At 62.2% G+C, this 17,699-nt stretch carries 17 protein-coding genes and 1 tRNA gene; 10 read left to right on the top strand and 8 right to left on the bottom strand.

Annotated elements, in window-relative coordinates; translation table 11 throughout:
• Nucleotides 1–2: 2 nt before the first annotated feature.
• Nucleotides 3–1,124: an FAD-binding protein gene (locus tag AC5SSZ_RS15425; protein WP_495438843.1), complete on the bottom strand. Its 1,122-nt coding sequence runs from the start codon at nucleotides 1,122–1,124 to the stop codon at nucleotides 3–5.
• 44 nt (nucleotides 1,125–1,168) lie between these two features.
• Nucleotides 1,169–2,617, bottom strand: coding sequence for an FAD-linked oxidase C-terminal domain-containing protein (locus tag AC5SSZ_RS15430; RefSeq protein ID WP_495438665.1), 1,449 nt, complete (start codon nucleotides 2,615–2,617; stop codon nucleotides 1,169–1,171).
• Between the two features lie 82 nt (nucleotides 2,618–2,699).
• Between AC5SSZ_RS15430 and AC5SSZ_RS15435 the strand changes: the two genes are divergently transcribed.
• Together AC5SSZ_RS15435 and AC5SSZ_RS15440 are read left to right on the top strand one after the other, a co-directional pair.
• A complete protein-coding gene (locus AC5SSZ_RS15435) occupies nucleotides 2,700–3,434 on the top strand; it encodes a DUF599 domain-containing protein (RefSeq protein WP_495438667.1) in 735 nt (244 codons plus the stop codon).
• A gap of 37 nt (nucleotides 3,435–3,471) precedes the next feature.
• Entirely contained in the window at nucleotides 3,472–3,831 is a 360-nt protein-coding gene (locus AC5SSZ_RS15440; protein ID WP_495438669.1) for a hypothetical protein, read from the top strand.
• Between the two features lie 11 nt (nucleotides 3,832–3,842).
• Here AC5SSZ_RS15440 and rlmH read toward each other — a convergent pair whose 3' ends face one another.
• The 3 genes from rlmH to AC5SSZ_RS15455 all read right to left on the bottom strand — a co-directional run bounded on the left by rlmH (nucleotide 3,843) and on the right by AC5SSZ_RS15455 (nucleotide 6,323).
• The gene (gene rlmH, locus AC5SSZ_RS15445) at nucleotides 3,843–4,313 is read right to left on the bottom strand and encodes a 23S rRNA (pseudouridine(1915)-N(3))-methyltransferase RlmH (RefSeq protein ID WP_495438671.1); all 471 of its coding nucleotides are present in this window, start codon (nucleotides 4,311–4,313) and stop codon (nucleotides 3,843–3,845) included.
• Nucleotides 4,314–4,420: 107 nt separating this feature from the next.
• Nucleotides 4,421–4,780, bottom strand: a complete 360-nt coding sequence (gene rsfS, locus AC5SSZ_RS15450; RefSeq protein ID WP_274830456.1) for a ribosome silencing factor — start codon at nucleotides 4,778–4,780, stop codon at nucleotides 4,421–4,423.
• 178 nt (nucleotides 4,781–4,958) lie between these two features.
• A complete protein-coding gene (locus AC5SSZ_RS15455) occupies nucleotides 4,959–6,323 on the bottom strand; it encodes a mechanosensitive ion channel family protein (RefSeq protein ID WP_082996041.1) in 1,365 nt (454 codons plus the stop codon).
• A gap of 123 nt (nucleotides 6,324–6,446) precedes the next feature.
• On the opposite strand from AC5SSZ_RS15455, the gene AC5SSZ_RS15460 reads away from it, so the two are divergent.
• From AC5SSZ_RS15460 to AC5SSZ_RS15480, 5 genes are all read left to right on the top strand, one after another.
• Nucleotides 6,447–6,560, top strand: coding sequence for an isopropylmalate isomerase (locus tag AC5SSZ_RS15460; protein ID WP_065271695.1), 114 nt, complete (start codon nucleotides 6,447–6,449; stop codon nucleotides 6,558–6,560).
• 53 nt (nucleotides 6,561–6,613) lie between these two features.
• Nucleotides 6,614–8,020 (top strand): 3-isopropylmalate dehydratase large subunit, encoded by a 1,407-nt coding sequence (gene leuC, locus AC5SSZ_RS15465; protein ID WP_065271696.1) that lies wholly within the window; start codon nucleotides 6,614–6,616, stop codon nucleotides 8,018–8,020.
• A gap of 12 nt (nucleotides 8,021–8,032) precedes the next feature.
• On the top strand, nucleotides 8,033–8,638 hold the full coding sequence (gene leuD / locus AC5SSZ_RS15470; RefSeq protein WP_065271697.1) for a 3-isopropylmalate dehydratase small subunit: 606 nt from the start codon (nucleotides 8,033–8,035) through the stop codon (nucleotides 8,636–8,638).
• A 434-nt stretch (nucleotides 8,639–9,072) separates the two neighbouring features.
• Nucleotides 9,073–9,906 carry a hypothetical protein gene (locus tag AC5SSZ_RS15475; RefSeq protein WP_065271698.1) on the top strand — a complete coding sequence of 278 codons (834 nt, stop codon included), beginning with the start codon at nucleotides 9,073–9,075 and terminating at the stop codon, nucleotides 9,904–9,906.
• Nucleotides 9,903–10,991 (top strand): endonuclease/exonuclease/phosphatase family protein, encoded by a 1,089-nt coding sequence (locus AC5SSZ_RS15480; protein ID WP_495438674.1) that lies wholly within the window; start codon nucleotides 9,903–9,905, stop codon nucleotides 10,989–10,991. Before AC5SSZ_RS15475 ends, AC5SSZ_RS15480 begins: the two co-directional genes overlap by 4 nt.
• On the opposite strand, the gene AC5SSZ_RS15485 is transcribed toward AC5SSZ_RS15480, so the two are convergent.
• Entirely contained in the window at nucleotides 10,977–11,891 is a 915-nt protein-coding gene (locus AC5SSZ_RS15485) for a sugar nucleotide-binding protein (RefSeq protein WP_495438676.1), read from the bottom strand. The two genes, AC5SSZ_RS15480 and AC5SSZ_RS15485, sit on opposite strands and share 15 nt — an antisense overlap.
• Before the next feature lie 92 nt (nucleotides 11,892–11,983).
• On the opposite strand from AC5SSZ_RS15485, the gene AC5SSZ_RS15490 reads away from it, so the two are divergent.
• Both AC5SSZ_RS15490 and leuB read left to right on the top strand, forming a co-directional pair.
• On the top strand, nucleotides 11,984–12,892 hold the full coding sequence (locus AC5SSZ_RS15490; RefSeq protein WP_495438678.1) for a LysR family transcriptional regulator: 909 nt from the start codon (nucleotides 11,984–11,986) through the stop codon (nucleotides 12,890–12,892).
• A gap of 73 nt (nucleotides 12,893–12,965) precedes the next feature.
• Nucleotides 12,966–14,069, top strand: coding sequence for a 3-isopropylmalate dehydrogenase (leuB, locus tag AC5SSZ_RS15495; RefSeq protein ID WP_065271702.1), 1,104 nt, complete (start codon nucleotides 12,966–12,968; stop codon nucleotides 14,067–14,069).
• Here the strand turns inward: leuB and AC5SSZ_RS15500 are convergent.
• Nucleotides 14,066–15,679 (bottom strand): Na/Pi cotransporter family protein, encoded by a 1,614-nt coding sequence (locus AC5SSZ_RS15500; protein ID WP_082996154.1) that lies wholly within the window; start codon nucleotides 15,677–15,679, stop codon nucleotides 14,066–14,068. The two genes, leuB and AC5SSZ_RS15500, sit on opposite strands and share 4 nt — an antisense overlap.
• Before the next feature lie 133 nt (nucleotides 15,680–15,812).
• Between AC5SSZ_RS15500 and AC5SSZ_RS15505 the strand changes: the two genes are divergently transcribed.
• A tRNA-Pro gene (locus AC5SSZ_RS15505) sits at nucleotides 15,813–15,889 on the top strand.
• A gap of 855 nt (nucleotides 15,890–16,744) precedes the next feature.
• On the opposite strand, the gene AC5SSZ_RS15510 is transcribed toward AC5SSZ_RS15505, so the two are convergent.
• A complete protein-coding gene (locus tag AC5SSZ_RS15510) occupies nucleotides 16,745–17,233 on the bottom strand; it encodes a hypothetical protein (RefSeq protein ID WP_495438681.1) in 489 nt (162 codons plus the stop codon).
• Nucleotides 17,234–17,699 lie beyond the last annotated feature (466 nt).

The following is a 17,699-nucleotide window of genomic DNA, read 5'->3' on the forward strand; positions in this document are numbered from 1 at the left end:
TCTTATCCCATCAGGCCAGGGTTCAGGATCCCGCGCGGATCGAACTGGTCGCGCAGCCCCTTGGACAGGGCGGCAAGAGGCGCCGGTTGCGGTTCGAACCGGCCAAGGCGCGCAGCGGTTTCGGCACTGGCGCGAACCAAGGTGGCATGGCCTGGAACCGGTTCCATCCCGGTGCCAGCGCCCGACATCTTTTTGCGCAGGTCGCTACCTTCGGGCATCAGCGCCCAGATCAGCCCGCCCCCCCAGTCGAGTTGCAACGCCGTCGCGCCAAGGCGCGGCGCCAACTCCACTGCGTCGGACGGTTTCACGCTGATCCGCCAGACGTCACCGTCATGGCCGTGGAACGCCGCCACATCGCGGATACCCTGCCACAGATCCTCACCTGCTTCGGCGCGGTGGGCAATGCCGTGCTCAGCCAGCCGCTTCACCAGCGCGTCACAGCGGTAGTCCACCGATTCCTCGAAGCCTTCGACGCGGATATGGGCGGTCATCGTGTCGGGATCATATGCGGCCCCCGTCACATCAAAGGGCGAGCCAAGCGCCGCGGACATTGCCCGCACCGCGCCCGGCAGATCCAGACCGCCGACCGAAACGGTGGCCATCTGCGCCGCACGCGGCAGCACCTTGAAGGACACCTCGCTCAGCACTCCCAGCGTCCCATGCGCGCCGGACATCAGTTTTACCAGATCATAGCCGGTGACGTTCTTCATCACCCGGCCGCCATTCTTGACGATCTGCCCAGTGCCATCGACAAAACGCACGCCCAGCAGGAAATCCCGCGCCGCGCCCGACTGAATGCGGCGCGGCCCCGAGATATTGGCAGCAAAAAGCGATCCGATGGTTGGCGTGCCTTCGCTGCCCAGAAGACCGCGATAGTCCGCTGGTTCAAAGGCAAGGCGCTGGTTCTCTGCGGCCAGCAATCCCTCGATCTCAGCCACCGGGGTTCCGGCCTTGGCCACTAGGGTCAGCGCGCCGGGTTCATAAAGCTCAATCCCGCTGAGGGCAGAAAGGCTCAGGGTCTCCCCTTCCACCGCCATGCCACGGGTGCCGCCGCCCTGGATGTTGAGGGGGCCCTTGGCCGCAGCGATCATCCCGGCCAGTTCGGCCTCGCTTTCGGGTCGCATCATGGTCTTTTCCAAACGTTCTGGAGAATCATTGAAGGCGGGGGTCATTCCGCCGCCAGCGCCGGAGTGCGGCGGCTTTCGGTTACCGACAGCGGGAAGACCTTGGCTGGGTTCAGCAGCCACTGCGGATCGAAGACGTCCTTGACCTTCAGCTGAGCCTCCAGATCATCGCCCGAGTACTGGTGCAGCATCAGATCGCGCTTTTCGATCCCGACGCCATGTTCCCCGGTCAGGCAGCCGCCGACCTCGACGCAGAGTTTCAGCACCTCGGCGCCGAATTCCTCGCAGAGTTCAAGGTCTCCGGGTTTATTGGCGTCGAACAGGATCAGCGGGTGCATGTTGCCATCGCCGGCGTGAAACACATTGGCCACCGCCAGCCCAAATTCCTTGCTCATCTCGCCGATGCGGCGCAGCACGTAGGGCAGCGAGGACACCGGAATGGTTCCATCAAGGCACATGTAGTCGTTGATCTGCCCCATGGCGCCAAAGGCGGATTTGCGGCCCAGCCAGATCCGCGCGGCCTCGTCGGCATCGGTGGCCTCGCGCAGTTCGACCGGATTGTGGGACTGGGCGATATCCTTGATCACCTTCAGTTGCGCGTCGATCTCGGCATCGCTGCCTTCGACCTCGATGATCAGCAGCGCCTCGCACATGGGGTAGCCCGCCTTGGCAAAGGCCTCGCAGGCCTCAATACAGGGACGGTCCATGAACTCGATAGCGACGGGCAGAACGCCCGCCTTGATGATGTCGCTGACGCAGGCGCCTGCCACTTCGTTGCTGTCATAGCCGATCAGCACGGGGCGCGCGCCTTCGGGCTTGTGCAGGATCCGCAGGGTGGCCTCGGTCACGACGCCAAGCTGCCCCTCGCTGCCGCAGATGACACCAAGCAGATCCAAGCCGCCCGCATCTAAATGGGCGCCGCCGATTTCGACCACAGTGCCATCCATCATCACCATGGTAACGCCCATCAGGTTGTTGGTGGTGACGCCGTATTTCAGACAATGCGCCCCGCCCGAGTTCATCGCGATATTGCCGGCAATGGCGCAGGCCAGCTGGCTCGACGGGTCGGGCGCGTAGAAGAAATCCTCCTCCTCCACCGCGCCGGATACGGAGAGGTTGGTACGCCCGGTCTGCACCCGGATGATGCGGTTCTCGTAATCGGTCTCCAGCACGTCGTTCATCCGCGCAACGCCCAGGATCACGCAATCCGCGGTTGGCAGGGCGCCCCCGGCCAGCGAGGTGCCCGACCCGCGCGGCACCACAGGCACGCCCTCTTCGTGGCAGATACGCAGGATCTCGGACACTTCAGCCGTGCTGCGCGGCAGCACCGCCAGCAGCGGCGGACACTTGTAAGCCGTCAGCGCATCACATTCGTAGGCTCGGGTTTCCGCCTCCTCCGTGATCAGGGCGTCTGCGGGCAAAACCTTTGCCAGACGCGCGGCCAAGTGGGCTTTGCGCGACAGGACTTTGGGATCCGGGGCTGGCATTTCCATGGCGGGCACTCCTCTTTGGTAAACTTATATTACCAATTCATGCCATCTGGCAAGGGACCACTTGCTGGGCTAGGGTGGCGGCATGATCTGGATTGACCGTATCGCCCTGTTTTCGACTTTGGATTTTGCCGCGCTGGCGCTGATTGTCGCGGGCTGGATCTGGATCGGCTGGCGGATCGAGAACCCGGCGGCTGGCAAGCCTTCGGTGTCTTACCTGATGGCGGATTTCCGGCGCGACTGGATGGTGCAGATGGTGACGCGCCAGCCGCGCATGTTCGACGCGCAGCTGATCAGCGGCCTGCGGCAAGGCACGACGTTCTTTGCCTCGGCCTCGATGATCGCAATGGGCGGCGGGTTGGCGCTGATCGGCAATACCGAACAGCTGGCCGGCGTTGCCGAGGATCTGATTCAGGACAGCGCGCCCGCCTTTGTCTGGGAGGTGAAGATCCTGACAGTGCTGCTGTTTCTGGCCAATGCCTTTTTGAAATATGTCTGGGCGCACCGGTTGTTCGGTTATTGCTCGGTGCTGATGGCAGCGGTGCCCAATGATCCCGCTGAGCCACTGGCCCTGCCCCGCGCGGCGCAGGCGGCGGATCTGTCGATCACCGCAGCGCGCAGTTTCAACCGGGGTATGCGCTGCACCTATTTCGCGCTGGCCTCGGCTGCGTGGCTGGCGGGGGCGATCCCGCTGATCCTGGCCACGCTGATCACTTTGGCGGTGCTTTACCGGCGCGAATTCGCATCGCAGTCCCGCAGCGTGCTGTTGCGCATTCCGCCCGAGACGCGGAGACGGGATGCGGACGACACATCTTCGTGATTCCGCACCCAGCCGCGACCGGACTAAGATGCACTTCATGAAACCTGCTCTGATCACCCTGCTTTGCGCGCTGAGCGCGGCCTCTCCCGCCCTCGCCGAGGCGCCCCGAATCGAAGGTGCAACCGCCCACCAGAACGGCAGCAGCTGGACGATCAGCGTGACGCTGTCCCATGCCGATACGGGATGGGAGCACTATGCCGATGGCTGGCGCGTGCTGGATGAGAATGGCCGCGAACTGGGCCTGCGGGTGTTGGCGCATCCGCATGTGAACGAACAGCCCTTCACCCGCAGCCTGAGCGGCATCGCACTTCCGGAGGGCACCCGGCATGTCACCCTTCAGGCGCGCTGCATCGTGGATGGCTGGAGTGACGAAAGCTTTCGCCTGACCCTGCCCTGACCGGCCGCCGGTCAGGTTCTGTGATAGGGGCTACCGGACAGGATGGTTGCGGCGCGGTAGATCTGCTCGGCCAGCATCACCCTGACCAGCATATGCGGCCAGACCATCTTGCCAAATGAGATCGAAAAATCCGCCTCTGCGCGCAGGCTGGGATCGATGCCATCGGCGCCGCCAATGATCAGCGCCAGATCCTGTCGCCCACTGTCGCGCCAGTCTGCCATCTTGCCCGCAAAATCGGGCGAGGACAGCAGCTTGCCCCGTTCATCTAGGGTGCAGATCAGCGCGCCCTTGGGCAAAGCCTTGCGCAGCAGATCCGCCTCGGCGGACATGCCAAGGTTCTTCTTGTCCTCAGCCTCGACCACCCGCGCAGGCCCAAGGCCTAAGGCGCGGCCGGTGCGGTCGAACCGTGTCAGATAGTCGTCGATCAGGGATTTTTCCGGGCCGGAGCGGAGCCGCCCGACCGCGCAGATATGTACACGCATAAGAGGGATCCCGCCCGCCTGTCGATCTCAGCCAAGGAAATCACAGGCAGGTCTTTCGGGGCGCCGCCGACCCTGGTGGTCGTGGGCAGCCGCCCCCGTTTCCAAAATCAGCTGCTGGTCGCGCCCGCGCCGGGCACCCACATCTTTTCCAGCTGATAGAACTCGCGCACTTCGGGGCGGAAGATATGGACGATCACGTCGCCGGTATCGATCAGCACCCAGTCGCCGGCGTCCTTGCCCTCGACCTTGCTGATGATGCCGTAGTCCTGCTTCAGCCGGTCGGTCAGCTTTTCGGCCATGGCCGCAACCTGACGGGTTGAGCGACCGGAAGCGATGACCATGAAGTCGCCAATGGCCGTTTTGCCGCGCAGATCGATCTGCACAACATCTTCGGCCTTGTCATCATCCAGAGAGGTCAGGATCCGCTCCAGCAGCACCTCGCTGGTGGGTCGAGTCTTGGCAGGCATAGGGGCTGCCTCATTAACAGCGGCAACTGCCGCTTGGGGTTCGGGTGACAGGACAGTGTCCTCCTTGCTGCGCGCCGAAACACCCCCGGCGCCGGGGCTGCGTTAAATGTAGCAAGACAGGGGCCTTTTTTCAATGAAGCTTCGCTGCATTGCCGCGATGGCATATGCGCACTCTTTTTCAACCCTTTGGCGCCTCTGGCGCGGGCTCTTCTACCGGCTCTGAGATTTCCAGCGGAGTATTCAAAACCCGAACTTCGCGCTGCGGGAAGGGAATCGATATGCCTTCAGCCTGAAAGGCGTCCCAGAGGGCAAGAAACACATTGCCCCGGATATTGGTCAGCCCCGCTGTGGGGTCGCTGATCCAGAACCGCAGCACATAATCGACGCTGCTGTCGCCAAAGCCGATGATGTGACAGACCGGCGCCTTGCCGGGGGTGGACAGCACCCGGTTCACCGAACGCGCAGCGGCAATGGCCACCCGGCGCACCTGATGCGGATCATCGCCATAGCCGGTACCGAAATTGATATCGAGCCGCACGTAGCGGTCAGAATGGGACCAGTTCACCACCTGCGAGGTGATCAGATCCTCGTTCGGGATCAGGTATTCGCGCCCGTCCCGCGTCACCACCGAGACATAGCGCGCGCCCAGCGCATTGATCCAGCCGAAGGTCTCCCCGAGCGAGATCACATCCCCTGGCTTGATCGAGCGATCCATCAGGATGATGATGCCCGACACAAGATTGGACACCACCTTCTGCAGACCGAAACCGATGCCAACACCAACCGCACCGGAAAGCACCGCAAGCCCGGTGAGGTCGAAGCCGATGGCGCGGATGCTGATAATGATTGCCAGCCCATAGAGGGCCAGCTGGATGGCCTTGCCGATCAGCACCTGCATCGAAGGAGAGATATCGCTGTTGCCCTTCAGCCCCTTGCCCGCCGCGTTAGAGCCGAAACGTGCCAGCGTCAGCAGCACCGCCGCCAGCATCAACGCCTTCAGGACCGCCAGCATCGACAGGTGCATAGCGCCAAATGTGATTGCAACGCTGTCCAGAAACTCTGCCACGTCATCGACAAGGTTCAGCGCCACCAGCGTCGCGTAGATCCACAGGGACCATGTGAACAGCCGTCGCAGCGTGTGATTGCGCACCAGCCGAGCGATGATCCCGATCACCAGCCAGGCCGTGGCCAGTGTCGCCGCGATCCCGATCAGGTAACTGCGCGACGGCCAGGTCACATTCTGCATCAGCAGGTAGGCCGCCCAGGACAAGACGATGAAGTAAATCAGCGTCAGCCGCCGGATCATGTGAATCAGCGCCCGCAGCCGCCACTTTGGCCAGCCGGTGCGACGATGCCCCCAATTGTCCCACTGTGTTTTGGTCAAAAGACGCAGCAGATAAGCCAGAATCACCAGCCCGCCAACGATCAGCATCTGATACTGTCGCCAGCCCGGGGTCAGGAACTGCTCCGACAGCATCCAGACTTTGTTCCACAGCGACACCAGAAATTCGATCAATGTCTCGGGCAACTGCTCTTGATTCATGGGGACCTCCACCGCCCAGCATGGCGTCGGCCGCAATGAGGTTGCAAGGAAAACCGCGCAGCCGGGATTGGGCGGCGCCCTTTCGAACCGCACTGCTCGAACCTTGATTGTCAGGCGGGGCGGATGTATCTGACAGGCATGACCTTCGTATTGGCCCAGAAAATCGAACTGCAAGACCGCGCACGCCTGCGCGAACGGTTCTATGGCGCCGCCCGCACGGTCCTGGCGCGCCTATAAGGCTGCAGCCCAGCCCAAAGCCAGCTATTCCAATACAGAACGGGAGAGGACCCATGTCCCCCAAGACACTCTATGACAAAATCTGGGATGCGCATCTCGCGCATGAAGCAGAGGACGGCACCTGCCTGCTTTATATCGACCGCCACCTGGTTCACGAAGTAACCAGCCCGCAGGCCTTTGAGGGGCTGCGCATGGCGGGCCGCACCGTGCATTCCCCGGATAAAACCATCGCCGTGCCGGATCACAACGTGCCCACCACGATGGGCCGCGAAGACCCGGCGCAGATGACCGAGGAAAGCCGCATCCAGGTCGCGGCGCTCGACAAGAACGCCAAGGAATTCGGCGTGCACTATTACCCGGTCAGCGACATTCGTCAGGGTATCGTGCACATCGTCGGTCCCGAGCAAGGCTGGACCCTGCCCGGCATGACCGTGGTCTGCGGTGACAGCCACACAGCGACCCACGGCGCATTCGGCGCGCTGGCGCATGGTATCGGCACCTCCGAGGTCGAACACGTTCTGGCCACCCAGACGCTGATCCAGAAGAAATCCAAGAACATGAAAGTGGAGATCACCGGCAAGCTGAAACCGGGCGTCACCGCCAAGGACATCACCCTTGCCGTGATCGGCGAGACCGGCACCGCCGGCGGCACCGGCTATGTCATCGAATATTGCGGCGAAGCGATCCGCGATCTGTCGATGGAAGGCCGCATGACCGTCTGCAACATGGCCATCGAAGGCGGCGCCCGCGCTGGCCTGATCGCGCCGGATGAAACCACCTTTGAATACGTCAAAGGCCGCCCGCACGCCCCGAAAGGCGCCCAGTGGGAAGCCGCGATGGACTGGTGGAAGACGCTCTACACCGACGAAGGCGCGCATTTCGACAAGGTCGTGACGCTCAAAGGCGAAGACATCCAGCCCGTCGTGACCTGGGGCACCTCGCCCGAGGACGTGCTGCCGATCACCGGCGTCGTGCCCGCCCCCGAAGAGTTCGAAGGCGGCAAGGTCGAAGCGGCGCGCCGCTCGATCGAGTATATGGGGCTCACCCCCGGTCAGAAACTGACCGACATCGAGATCGACACCGTCTTCATCGGCTCCTGCACCAATGGCCGGATCGAGGATCTGCGGGCCGTGGCCGAAGTGGTCAAAGGCAAGAAGATCAAGGACGGCATGCGCGCCATGATCGTGCCCGGCTCGGGTCTGGTCCGCGCTCAGGCCGAAGAAGAAGGCCTGGCAGACATCTTCAAGGAGGCCGGTTTCGAGTGGCGCCTTGCGGGTTGCTCCATGTGCCTGGCGATGAACCCCGACCAGCTGTCCGAGGGTGAGCGCTGCGCCGCCACCTCGAACCGCAACTTCGAGGGGCGTCAGGGCTACAAGGGCCGCACCCATCTGGTCAGCCCGGCCATGGCCGCCGCCGCTGCCATCACCGGTCACCTGACCGATGTCCGTGATTTGATGTAAGGAGCCAGCACGATGGAAAAGTTTGAAAAGCTCACCGGTATCGCCGCGCCCATGCCGCTGGTCAACATCGACACCGACATGATCATCCCCAAGGTGTTCCTGAAATCGATCCAGCGGACCGGGTTCGGCAAGAACCTGTTCGACGAGATGCGCTATAACCGCGACGGCAGCGAAATCCCCGATTTCGTGCTGAACAAGCCGCAATACCGCAACGCCGAGATCCTGGTTGCGGGCGATAACTTCGGCTGCGGCTCCTCCCGCGAACACGCGCCTTGGGCGATTGCGGATTTCGGCATCAAATGTGTGATCTCCACCTCCTTTGCCGACATCTTCTTCAACAACTGCTTCAAGAACGGCATCCTGCCGATCGTTCTGCCGCAGGAACAGGTCGATATCCTGATGAAGGACGCGGAAAAGGGCGCCAATGCCCGCATGACCGTGGATCTGGAAGCGCAGGAAATCACCACTTCGGACGGCGAAGTGATCAAGTTCGACGTCGATGCCTTCAAGAAGCACTGCCTTCTGAACGGTCTCGACGATATCGGGTTGACCATGGAGAAAGCCGGAGCGATCGAGGCCTTCGAAAACAAGATGGCCCAGGAACGCCCCTGGGTCTGATCCCTTCCGGCATTGCCATTCTGACACATTTGAAAGCCGCCCGATCCGGGCGGCTTTCATTGTTCCAGCACAGCCCCATTTGCGGCACCGCGCCACAATTGAGACATATTCCCTAAGATTCTCGCGGCCCGCGCAATCGCAGGTTCACCCCGTCATGACGGCTTGCGGTTGACCCAGCCGCTCCCCCTAAATCTGGTATATCGGCCTACAAGGTGCTGAAACAGAAGGCATCTATTGATGTATTCCGGCACCAGTTCCGGTCCGAACACCCGCCCGGGTGGTGGATTCTCTTTCAGAACCCTTGAGTGGTTTCCTGCCAGCGTGCAGAAATAGGGCAGAATTGAGGCAGACTCCCGGACGCAGATCCGGGACACAAGTTGGAACAAAGGCACGGCAAAGCACCGGCCAGTCCAGGTTGAAGGGAACAGATCGTAGTGTTTGCACGCATCATAGGCGCGGCAACCCGCGGCGTATTGGTGGCATTGCTGATCGCGATGCCGTCCTTGCTGCTGCCGGTATCGGCCACCGAATCCCCCGAGATTATCGTCTTCATGGCGCTTCTGGGTGGCACCCTTACCTTTGCCGAGTATTTCTCCAGCTTTCCCAGCTTTGTCGAATTCCGTCAGGCACCGCCGCTGAACCGGATGCGGTTCCTGTCTCTTTTTGCCATGGTCGGGCTGCTCAGCCTGCTCGCCCGCCATCCGCTGGACCCGACCGGTCTGACCGCATTGGTGCATGAAGTGGCCGCGCGACTGGGCGCCGGGATGGATTTCGCCTACTCCCCGGTGCAGTTGACCACCCTGATGATGCCCGCCGATGTGCCCGACGCAACGGTTCTGGCGGTTCGCTCGGCAGCCGGGATCAGCTATCTGGTGGCGGCGCTCAGCATCATAACCTTTGCGCTGGCGGTCCGCATCGGGAACTGGCCGCTGGGCAACGGCGCCTTCAACGTCTGGGTTAACTTGCCGCTGTTCGATCCCACCACGGGCGGCGATGTGGTGATCCGTCTGCAACGGGACGGACGCGTCAACATGGTGATCGGCGCGCTGCTGCCGTTTGCCATTCCGGCGGCCATCAAACTGGCCTCGGGAATCATTGACCCCGCGGTGTTTGCCGCACCGCAGACTCTGGTCTGGACGGTCAGCGCCTGGGCCTTTGTCCCAGCCTCGATGATCATGCGCGGGCTGGCGCTGCTGCGGGTGGCCGAGTTGATCGCCCAGCGCCGCCGCGCCGCCTATGCCGATCCCGAGACTCTGCAAACCGCATGAGACGCCGCGCCGGTCTTGTTCTGTCCGGCGCCTTCCTTTTGCTGTCTCTGTTCCTGCCCGCACAGGCTGATACGGTGCGGATCGCGACCTTTAATACCGAACTGTCCCGCAAGGGTCCCGGCCTGCTGCTGCGCGATATCGAGCGCGGAGAGGACCCGCAGATCGCCGCCGTGATCGAGGTCATCCTGGCGGCAAAGCCTGATGTTCTGACCTTGCAGGGTATTGACTGGGATTATCATAACCGGACCCTTCGGGCGCTGGAGCGCCATCTGGCACTCGCCAGGCATCCTTTCCCCTATCTGTTTGCCGCCGCGCCGAATGCTGGCCTTCCCACGGGTCTGGATCTGGATGGTGATGGACGTCTGGGTGGCCCGGGGGATTCCCAGGGCTATGGCGATTTCACCGGCCGCGGCGGAATCGCCGTCCTGTCCCGTATCCCCATCGACACGGCTGAGGTTCTCGACCTTTCGCCGATGCTGTGGCGCGACCTGCCCGGTGCGTTGCTGCCACAAAACGCGGACGGCAGCCCCTTCCCGTCGGCCATGGCGCAGGCAGTGCAGCGGCTATCCTCCACCGCCCATTGGGTGGTTCCTCTACGCCTGCCCGGTGGAGCGCGGCTGGATTTGCTGACCTTTCAGGCGGGACCACCGGTGTTTGATGGACCGGAAGACCGCAATGGCCGCCGCAACCACGACGAAATCCGTCTGTGGCAGCTGTTGCTGGATGGCCGCCTGCCCGAACCGTTCCACCCGGCGGATCTGCGCCAGTTCGTGATCGCTGGCGGCGCCAATCTGGACCCCGGCAAAGGCGCGGGCATCAAAGCCGCAATCCGCCAGCTATTGGACGATCCCAGACTTCAGGACCCCCGCCCCACCAGTGCCGAGGCGGGCCTCAACACGGTGGAGTGGGACAGCGCCGGGCAGATGCGGGTCGACTTTATCCTCCCCTCGGCCAACCTGCCGGTGGCAGATGCAGGGGTGCTCTGGTCCCTCCCCGGCACGGACAGCGCCTCCCGCGCCAGCCGTCACCGGCTGGTCTGGGTTGATATTGAACTGCCAAGACCGGATCCTTCAGGCTCCGACTAAGCGGCGGGAACGAAGATCCTGATCAAGCCTCTTTTTCACATAGGCGGCAGGCAGCGCTCGCGATATCGCCTCGGCCAGTGGCGTTTCCTGAAAATCTGGGAGGAGGTTCCGCAACACGCTGCCGTCCAGCCGGTGCGCCGTATTCCAGAGGTAGCGCATCTCCAGCAGGCAGCGCCCCAACGGCCAGACCGGGGCCGCCAGCCTCAATGGCCACCACGACATGCCTTTCAGCGCGACCGGTTTGTTCAGGCTCTCATTCACTGCCGCAAACAGCTCTCGCCCCGTGAGGGTGTAGCCCGGAAACGGCACATCCAGATAGACCGGCAATTCATCCCCGCGCGCAGCCAGTGCAACGGCAGCCCGCGCCAGATCCGGCAGAAAGGCCCAGGCATGCTGCAGATCCGGGTTACCAGGATAGACGAACCGGCCCTTTGCCAGTTTCGCCGTCATTACCGTGTCAAACCAGTTGCCCGATTGCTCGGTATCCAGAAAATCACCTGCTCTCAGAACGATGGTCCGCACGCCGGAAGTCCGGTAGGCATTCTCCATCGCGATGCGGATGCGGCCCAAGGGATTTTCGGCCCGATGGGGCGAGCGTTCGGACCAGGGCGACGGTGTGCTGGCACCAAAGACATAGACATTGCCCGGCACAATCACCGTGGCGCCGCTGGCCTTGGCCGCCGCGATGATCTTTGCGTGCAGATCCGGCACCTGCGCCGCCCAGTCTGGATAGGCCGGGTTCCAGGCCGCAACGATCACATCCTTGCCCTGCGCCGACTGCATCAGATTGTCCCGTTTGCGGTCAAAGCGGGTGACCTCGGCCCCCGCCTGTTCAAAGGCATGGGCGCAAGCACGGCCGAACCGGCCAGAGGCACCGAGAATGAGAACCTTCCGTGTCATGATCTGTTCCTTCCATCGTGGACGGCCTCAATGTATCCATTCACCAAAATATACCAATTGCATAAAGTTTCAGATCTGCCATTCAATATTGAATGGACAAAACGACACTCAGCGACTGGTCCCTGATCCAGAGCTTCCTTGCCGTCGCCGAAACCGGCTCGCTCTCGGCGGCGGCCGCGCAGCTGGGGCGCAGCCAGCCCACCATGGGCCGCCATATTCAGACCCTCGAAGAGCAGCTTGGGCAGCGGCTGTTCAACCGCCATCCGCGCGGCCTACACCTAAGCCCGGAAGGCGAAGCATTGCTGCCGATGGCGCAGGACATTCACGCCCGCATGCACGCGATCGGCCTGACCGCGGCGGGCCAATCGCAGGATCTGAAGGGCACCGTGCGCATCACCGCCAGCATCTTTGCCTCACATTACATCTTGCCGCAGATCCTTGCTGATATCCGCGCTGCGCTGCCGCAGATCGAACTGGAACTGGTGCCCAGCGATGCCTCGGAAAACCTGGTGTTTCGCGCCGCCGATATCGCCGTGCGGATGTACCGCCCGACCCAGCTTGATATTGTGACCCGCCACATCACGGACCTGCCGCTCGGGGCCTTTGCCGCCAAACGGTATCTGGACCGCCGCGGACGACCAACAGATCTGGAAAGCCTCTGGAGCCATGATCTCATCGGCTATGACGATGACGATCTGATCCTGCGCACCATGCGGGCAATGGGCATCCACCCGGACAGGCATCACTTTGCTGTCCGCTGTGACAACCAATCCGCCTACTGGCAGCTCTTGCGGGCGGGCTGCGGGATCGGGTTTTCGCAATGCGGTGTCGCCCATCTGGACCCCGAGGTAGAAGAGCTGGATCTGGACATTCACATACCGCCCCTGCCGGTCTGGCTGGCGGCCCATGCCAGCATGCGACAGACCCCGCGGATCAGGCGGGTCTGGGATATGCTGGCCACCGGGCTGGAAAAGGCTGCAAAGCGGCCTCCAGCCCCTTAAATTCAAGGCCGCGTTATTGACCCTGCCCGCGGTGCAGAGTACCCCAATTCCAGCTATTTCAAGGAGGAAGCGCATGTCCAACCCATCGATTCTGATTCTGCCCGGAGACGGCATCGGCCCCGAGGTCATGGGCGAGGTCCGCAAGGTCATCGGCTGGTACGGTGACAAGCGCGACATTCAGTTCGATGTGAGCGAGGATCTGGTCGGCGGTGCCGCCTATGACAAGCACGGCACCCCGCTGCATGACGACACCATGGCCAAGGCACAGGAAGTCGACGCCGTCCTCTTGGGCGCCGTGGGTGGCCCGAAATACGACGTGCTGGACTTCTCGGTGAAACCGGAACGCGGCCTGTTGCGCCTGCGCAAGGAGATGGACCTTTACGCCAACCTGCGCCCTGCGCAGTGCTTTGACGCGCTGGCGGATTTCTCGTCCCTGAAAAAGGACGTCGTCGCGGGCCTCGACATCATGATCGTGCGCGAACTGACCTCTGGCATCTACTTTGGTGAGCCGCGCGGCATCATCGAGGAAGGCAACGAGCGCGTCGGCATCAACACCCAGCGCTACACCGAGAGCGAGATCGACCGCGTTGCACGCTCCGCCTTCGAACTGGCGATGAAACGCGACAAGAAGCTCTGCTCGATGGAAAAGGCCAACGTCATGGAATCCGGTATTCTGTGGCGCGAAGTCGTGACCGAGGTCGGCAAGGAATACCCCGAGGTCGAGCTCAGCCACATGTACGCCGACGCCGGCGCCATGCAGCTGTGCCGCTGGCCCAAGCAATTCGACGTGATCGTTACCGACAACCTGTTTGGCGACCTTCTGTCCGACGCCGCGGCGATGCTGACCGGCTCTTTGGGCATGCTGCCCTCGGCCAGCCTCGGCAAACCGATGGCCAACGGTCGTCCCAAGGCGCTCTATGAGCCGGTGCATGGCTCTGCCCCTGACATCGCCGGTCAGGGCAAGGCGAACCCGATTGCCTGTATCCTCAGCTTTGCCATGGCGCTACGCTATTCTTTCGACATGGGCGAAGAGGCTGATCGGCTCGAAGCCGCTGTCGAAAAGGTTCTGGCCGATGGTGTGCGCACCGCAGACCTTCTGGGCGAAGAAGGTGTCACGCCGGTCTCGACCAGCGAAATGGGCGACGCCATCGTCGCAGCGCTCGACGCCAGCCTCTAAGGCGCGTCGCTGTTTTCGGCTGCGGCGGGATCTTTCGCCGCAGCCAGCGCCCCGCGCGCAACCCCGCCGTAATACGCGATCCGTTCGGCATGATGCAGGCAGCGCTGCATCCAGCGCATCGCATCGGTATGGGAAAACACATCCGACAGACTGTAGATACCAGCGTGTTCTCCCAGCAGCAGCGCGCGCCGGTGGCGTTTGGTGCGCAGCTCGATCAGGTCATACAGCCGCCCCAGGCGGGCCACCGTCTTCTCCTCCTCTGCGCGCCCTTCAGCAAGCTGCGCCAAGGCAAGCCCCATGGCCTGCGCCGGACGGCGCAGCATCGGGTCCTCTGACAGGGTCGCTGCCCGCCCTTTCTGCCCGCTCCGCGCCATAAGGCGCATCAGGTGGTCGGTCTGATGCAGCAGAGCCGCATAGGCACGCTCCTGATCTTCGCGCCCTTCGGACAGACGGATATCCGCCAGAAATTCCGACAATTCCTGCAAAGCCTCCTGCGCGGATTGCAGCGCCGACAGGGGCCGGTAATCCGGCGGATCGCGCAGCGCTGCGGCCAGGGCAGCATTCAGACGCTGGGATATGGTGGCCGTGGCGGCCTCCCCTGCGACAAGGGAAAGCCCTGGATCCTGCAACAGGGCCCGGTCCAGATCGATTAGCGGCGCCGCGGGATGGTCCGGCACCAGCCGCGCGACCATGGCGGCAAATTGCTGAGTTATCGGCAGGAACATCGCGGTCCCGACGATGTTGAACCCCATGTGAAAGATCAGGACTGTCGTCACCGCCCCGGTTGCCTGTTCCAGCACCGGCAGCCACGCTGCGCCGGACAGAAGCGCGGCAAAGGCCACGACCGAGGTCGCCACGTTGAAGAACAGATTGGCCAGCGCCGTCTGCCGCATCGGGCGCGAACCGCCGACCGAGGCGAGAATTGCGGTGAACGTGGTGCCGACATTCATGCCGATCACGATGGCCAGCGCCTGCTCCAGCGGCAGGGCACCGCCCTGAACCATCACCAGTGCCAGCGCCATTGCCGCCGAGGATGACTGCATCACGATGGTCAACCCGGCGCCCAGCCCCACCAGCAATACCAGCCCCAAGAACGTATTCCCCGGCAGCATTTGTGGCGTCACCAGCTCAGAAGCACCGGCCATGCCCACCTGCATCAGATCAAGCCCGATCAACAGCAGGCACAGGCCCGAGACCATCCGCCCGGCCCGCGCCACCGCGCCGCGCCCCAGCAAATCCGCCAGACCTGCAAACAGAAGACCGGCCATCGCCACGCTGCCCAGTTTCAGCTTGAACCCCAGCAGGGAGACCAGCCAGCCGGTGGCCGTGGTGCCGATATTGGCGCCATAGATCACCCCCAGCGCCTGCGGCATGGTCAACAACCCCGCCCCGACAAACCCAACCGTCATGACAGTGGTCGCGCTGGAGGATTGAATCACCGCTGTCGACAGGGTTCCGGTCATGACCCCGCGCAGCGGCGTTGTGGTGAACCGGGTCAGGATGTCCCGCAAATTTGAACCGGCCGCGTCCCGCAGCGCCGCCGTCATGATCTTCATTCCCACAAGGAACATACCGATGCCGCCAAGCACCGTGAGATAGTCTGCTGACATGTCAGCCTCGTTTTTCCCAAGGATGGCGCCCTGCCGCGCGGGACGCAAGTTTTCACAATCCGCGTTCATTGCAAAAAAGCATGACAAATCGGCTTGCAAAACCCGCGCGCCGGGTATAATCCCGCGCCACGGTCGGAGTGTAGCTCAGCCTGGTAGAGCACTGTCTTCGGGAGGCAGGGGCCGGAGGTTCGAATCCTCTCACTCCGACCAATTTTCACGATATAGATCAAGGCGTTAGCCGCTCCCCTCGGGAGTCCTCGCACCAGATCGCTCTCTGCGGGCTGCACATGGGCAGCATTTCCCGGCATGCTTTTTGTGTCCCGATACCTGCACCGGTAGAGAATCGTGCGGCCGCTTTGCTGACTTGGCCCCTATTGCAGCCCATTATTCTTGTGATGGACTCTCCCGGCGTCTGCGCGACGTGGCGAAGTTTCGAATACCCCCGCTAGCGCAGCTCCCGAGATCCGCAATGCAACCAGTGCGAGGCGTTTCCCATGCTCCCCATGCTTCAAAAGTTTTTAAAGCTCCACACTAGATCCAATGAAAATTTCACGCATAGGCGCGACGACCCGAACGCGACCGCAGTTCTGGGACCTCTAATGCGCTATTGGGTAGGAAGGGCGCCCCGTTTGCAGATGCGGGATCACATGGCGGAAGCGTTGGCACTAAATGGCGTTGCCTACCGTTGCCACCCCGCAGATCCAGAAGCCGTGTTCGAAGACGCTTGCGCGTTCCACCTCCAGGCGATGGATGCGGCTATCGATGACACGCCAACTGACCTATTAATTCTCGCCGCGCAATTCTGTCTACCTACACCTGGAGAATGGGAGCAGTCGAAAGAATGGGTAGAGGCAAGCCTGCCTTCCGACATATTCGCGACTGCGCACCCGCTGGCCCAAAAAGCCCGCACGTTGTTCCTAGAGCGAATTGACACACCCAGGGCAGATTTTATGGCGTACAGGGGTGCGTCTGTCGTGCTTGCAGCACTCGGCTTGCTAGATGCTTCGGAAGATGGTTCCCCCGGAATGAAGATCAGTCCGGAGGCATGCGCTGCGTTCCCATCGCTCAAGCGCCGCGAGAACGACGTGCTTCGTCGCAGCGAGGCTCTGGAATGGCGCCCCCATCGCCCCGGCGGATGAGCTCATCCATGATAGACATGTTGTGGCATTCGTTGCGCAACCACCGAACCGCCAACCCGGCCTCGTATATGCCGTGTCGAGACCAGTGTTTCCGAACGCCCGGGGGCTCCCCCCAGAACCGAATGAGAGCATCTGCGCCCACAATGCCGACCTGAGCCGCTTGCTGGCGCAACTCATCAGGAAACAGGATCGGGAGAGCCTTTGCCACCGACCCGCAGGCATGCAGCATCGTATTGGTGTCCTGCACTGATATTCTGGGGGCGTCCTTTGTCGCGTGCATCTGCAATGAATGCAGACCACAAGATAAGTGGTAGCCTCCATCTTTCCCGCGCGCCGCTCTCAAGAACTCGTCGGCAATTCCTTCGGCCCATCGGTCGCTTTCGTCCACACCCTCTTTTTCTTTCGCATGGTGCATGTCGGTTCTCCTTTCGGGACCGATGCTGAGGGAAGCGTTTGTACGAAACATCCGAGAAACCAAAGGGGGTTCCGTACAGAGGAAAAGTTCCCCAAAACCGCAAATTTCTGCTGCGGTCGGACGAGCACTTCGCCTCGGCATTTCGACTGATACCAGGGGGCGGGTGTCGGGCGCTGGTTGTGTCAGATAGGTGCAGAGAGTGTCCGTAAGGGTATACCTCAACGGTTGGCGAAATAGACGTCAACAATGTGTCCGTTAGCATTGACATTCCCTTTCGGACAGTTAACCATACGGACATAACATTTACGGACATCATGGAGAACAACAATGTCGCATCACAACGAAACAACCCACTACTTTAAAATGGCCTCCGCCCTATGCGCTGCACGCCGCGCCGGTGACAGGCAAAGTGGCCGGGAAGCTGTCGATGAGCTGGAAGTTCTGGCGATGCACACATCCAACCCCA

This window comes from Phaeobacter sp. CC-HEC084 (genome assembly GCF_059429255.1).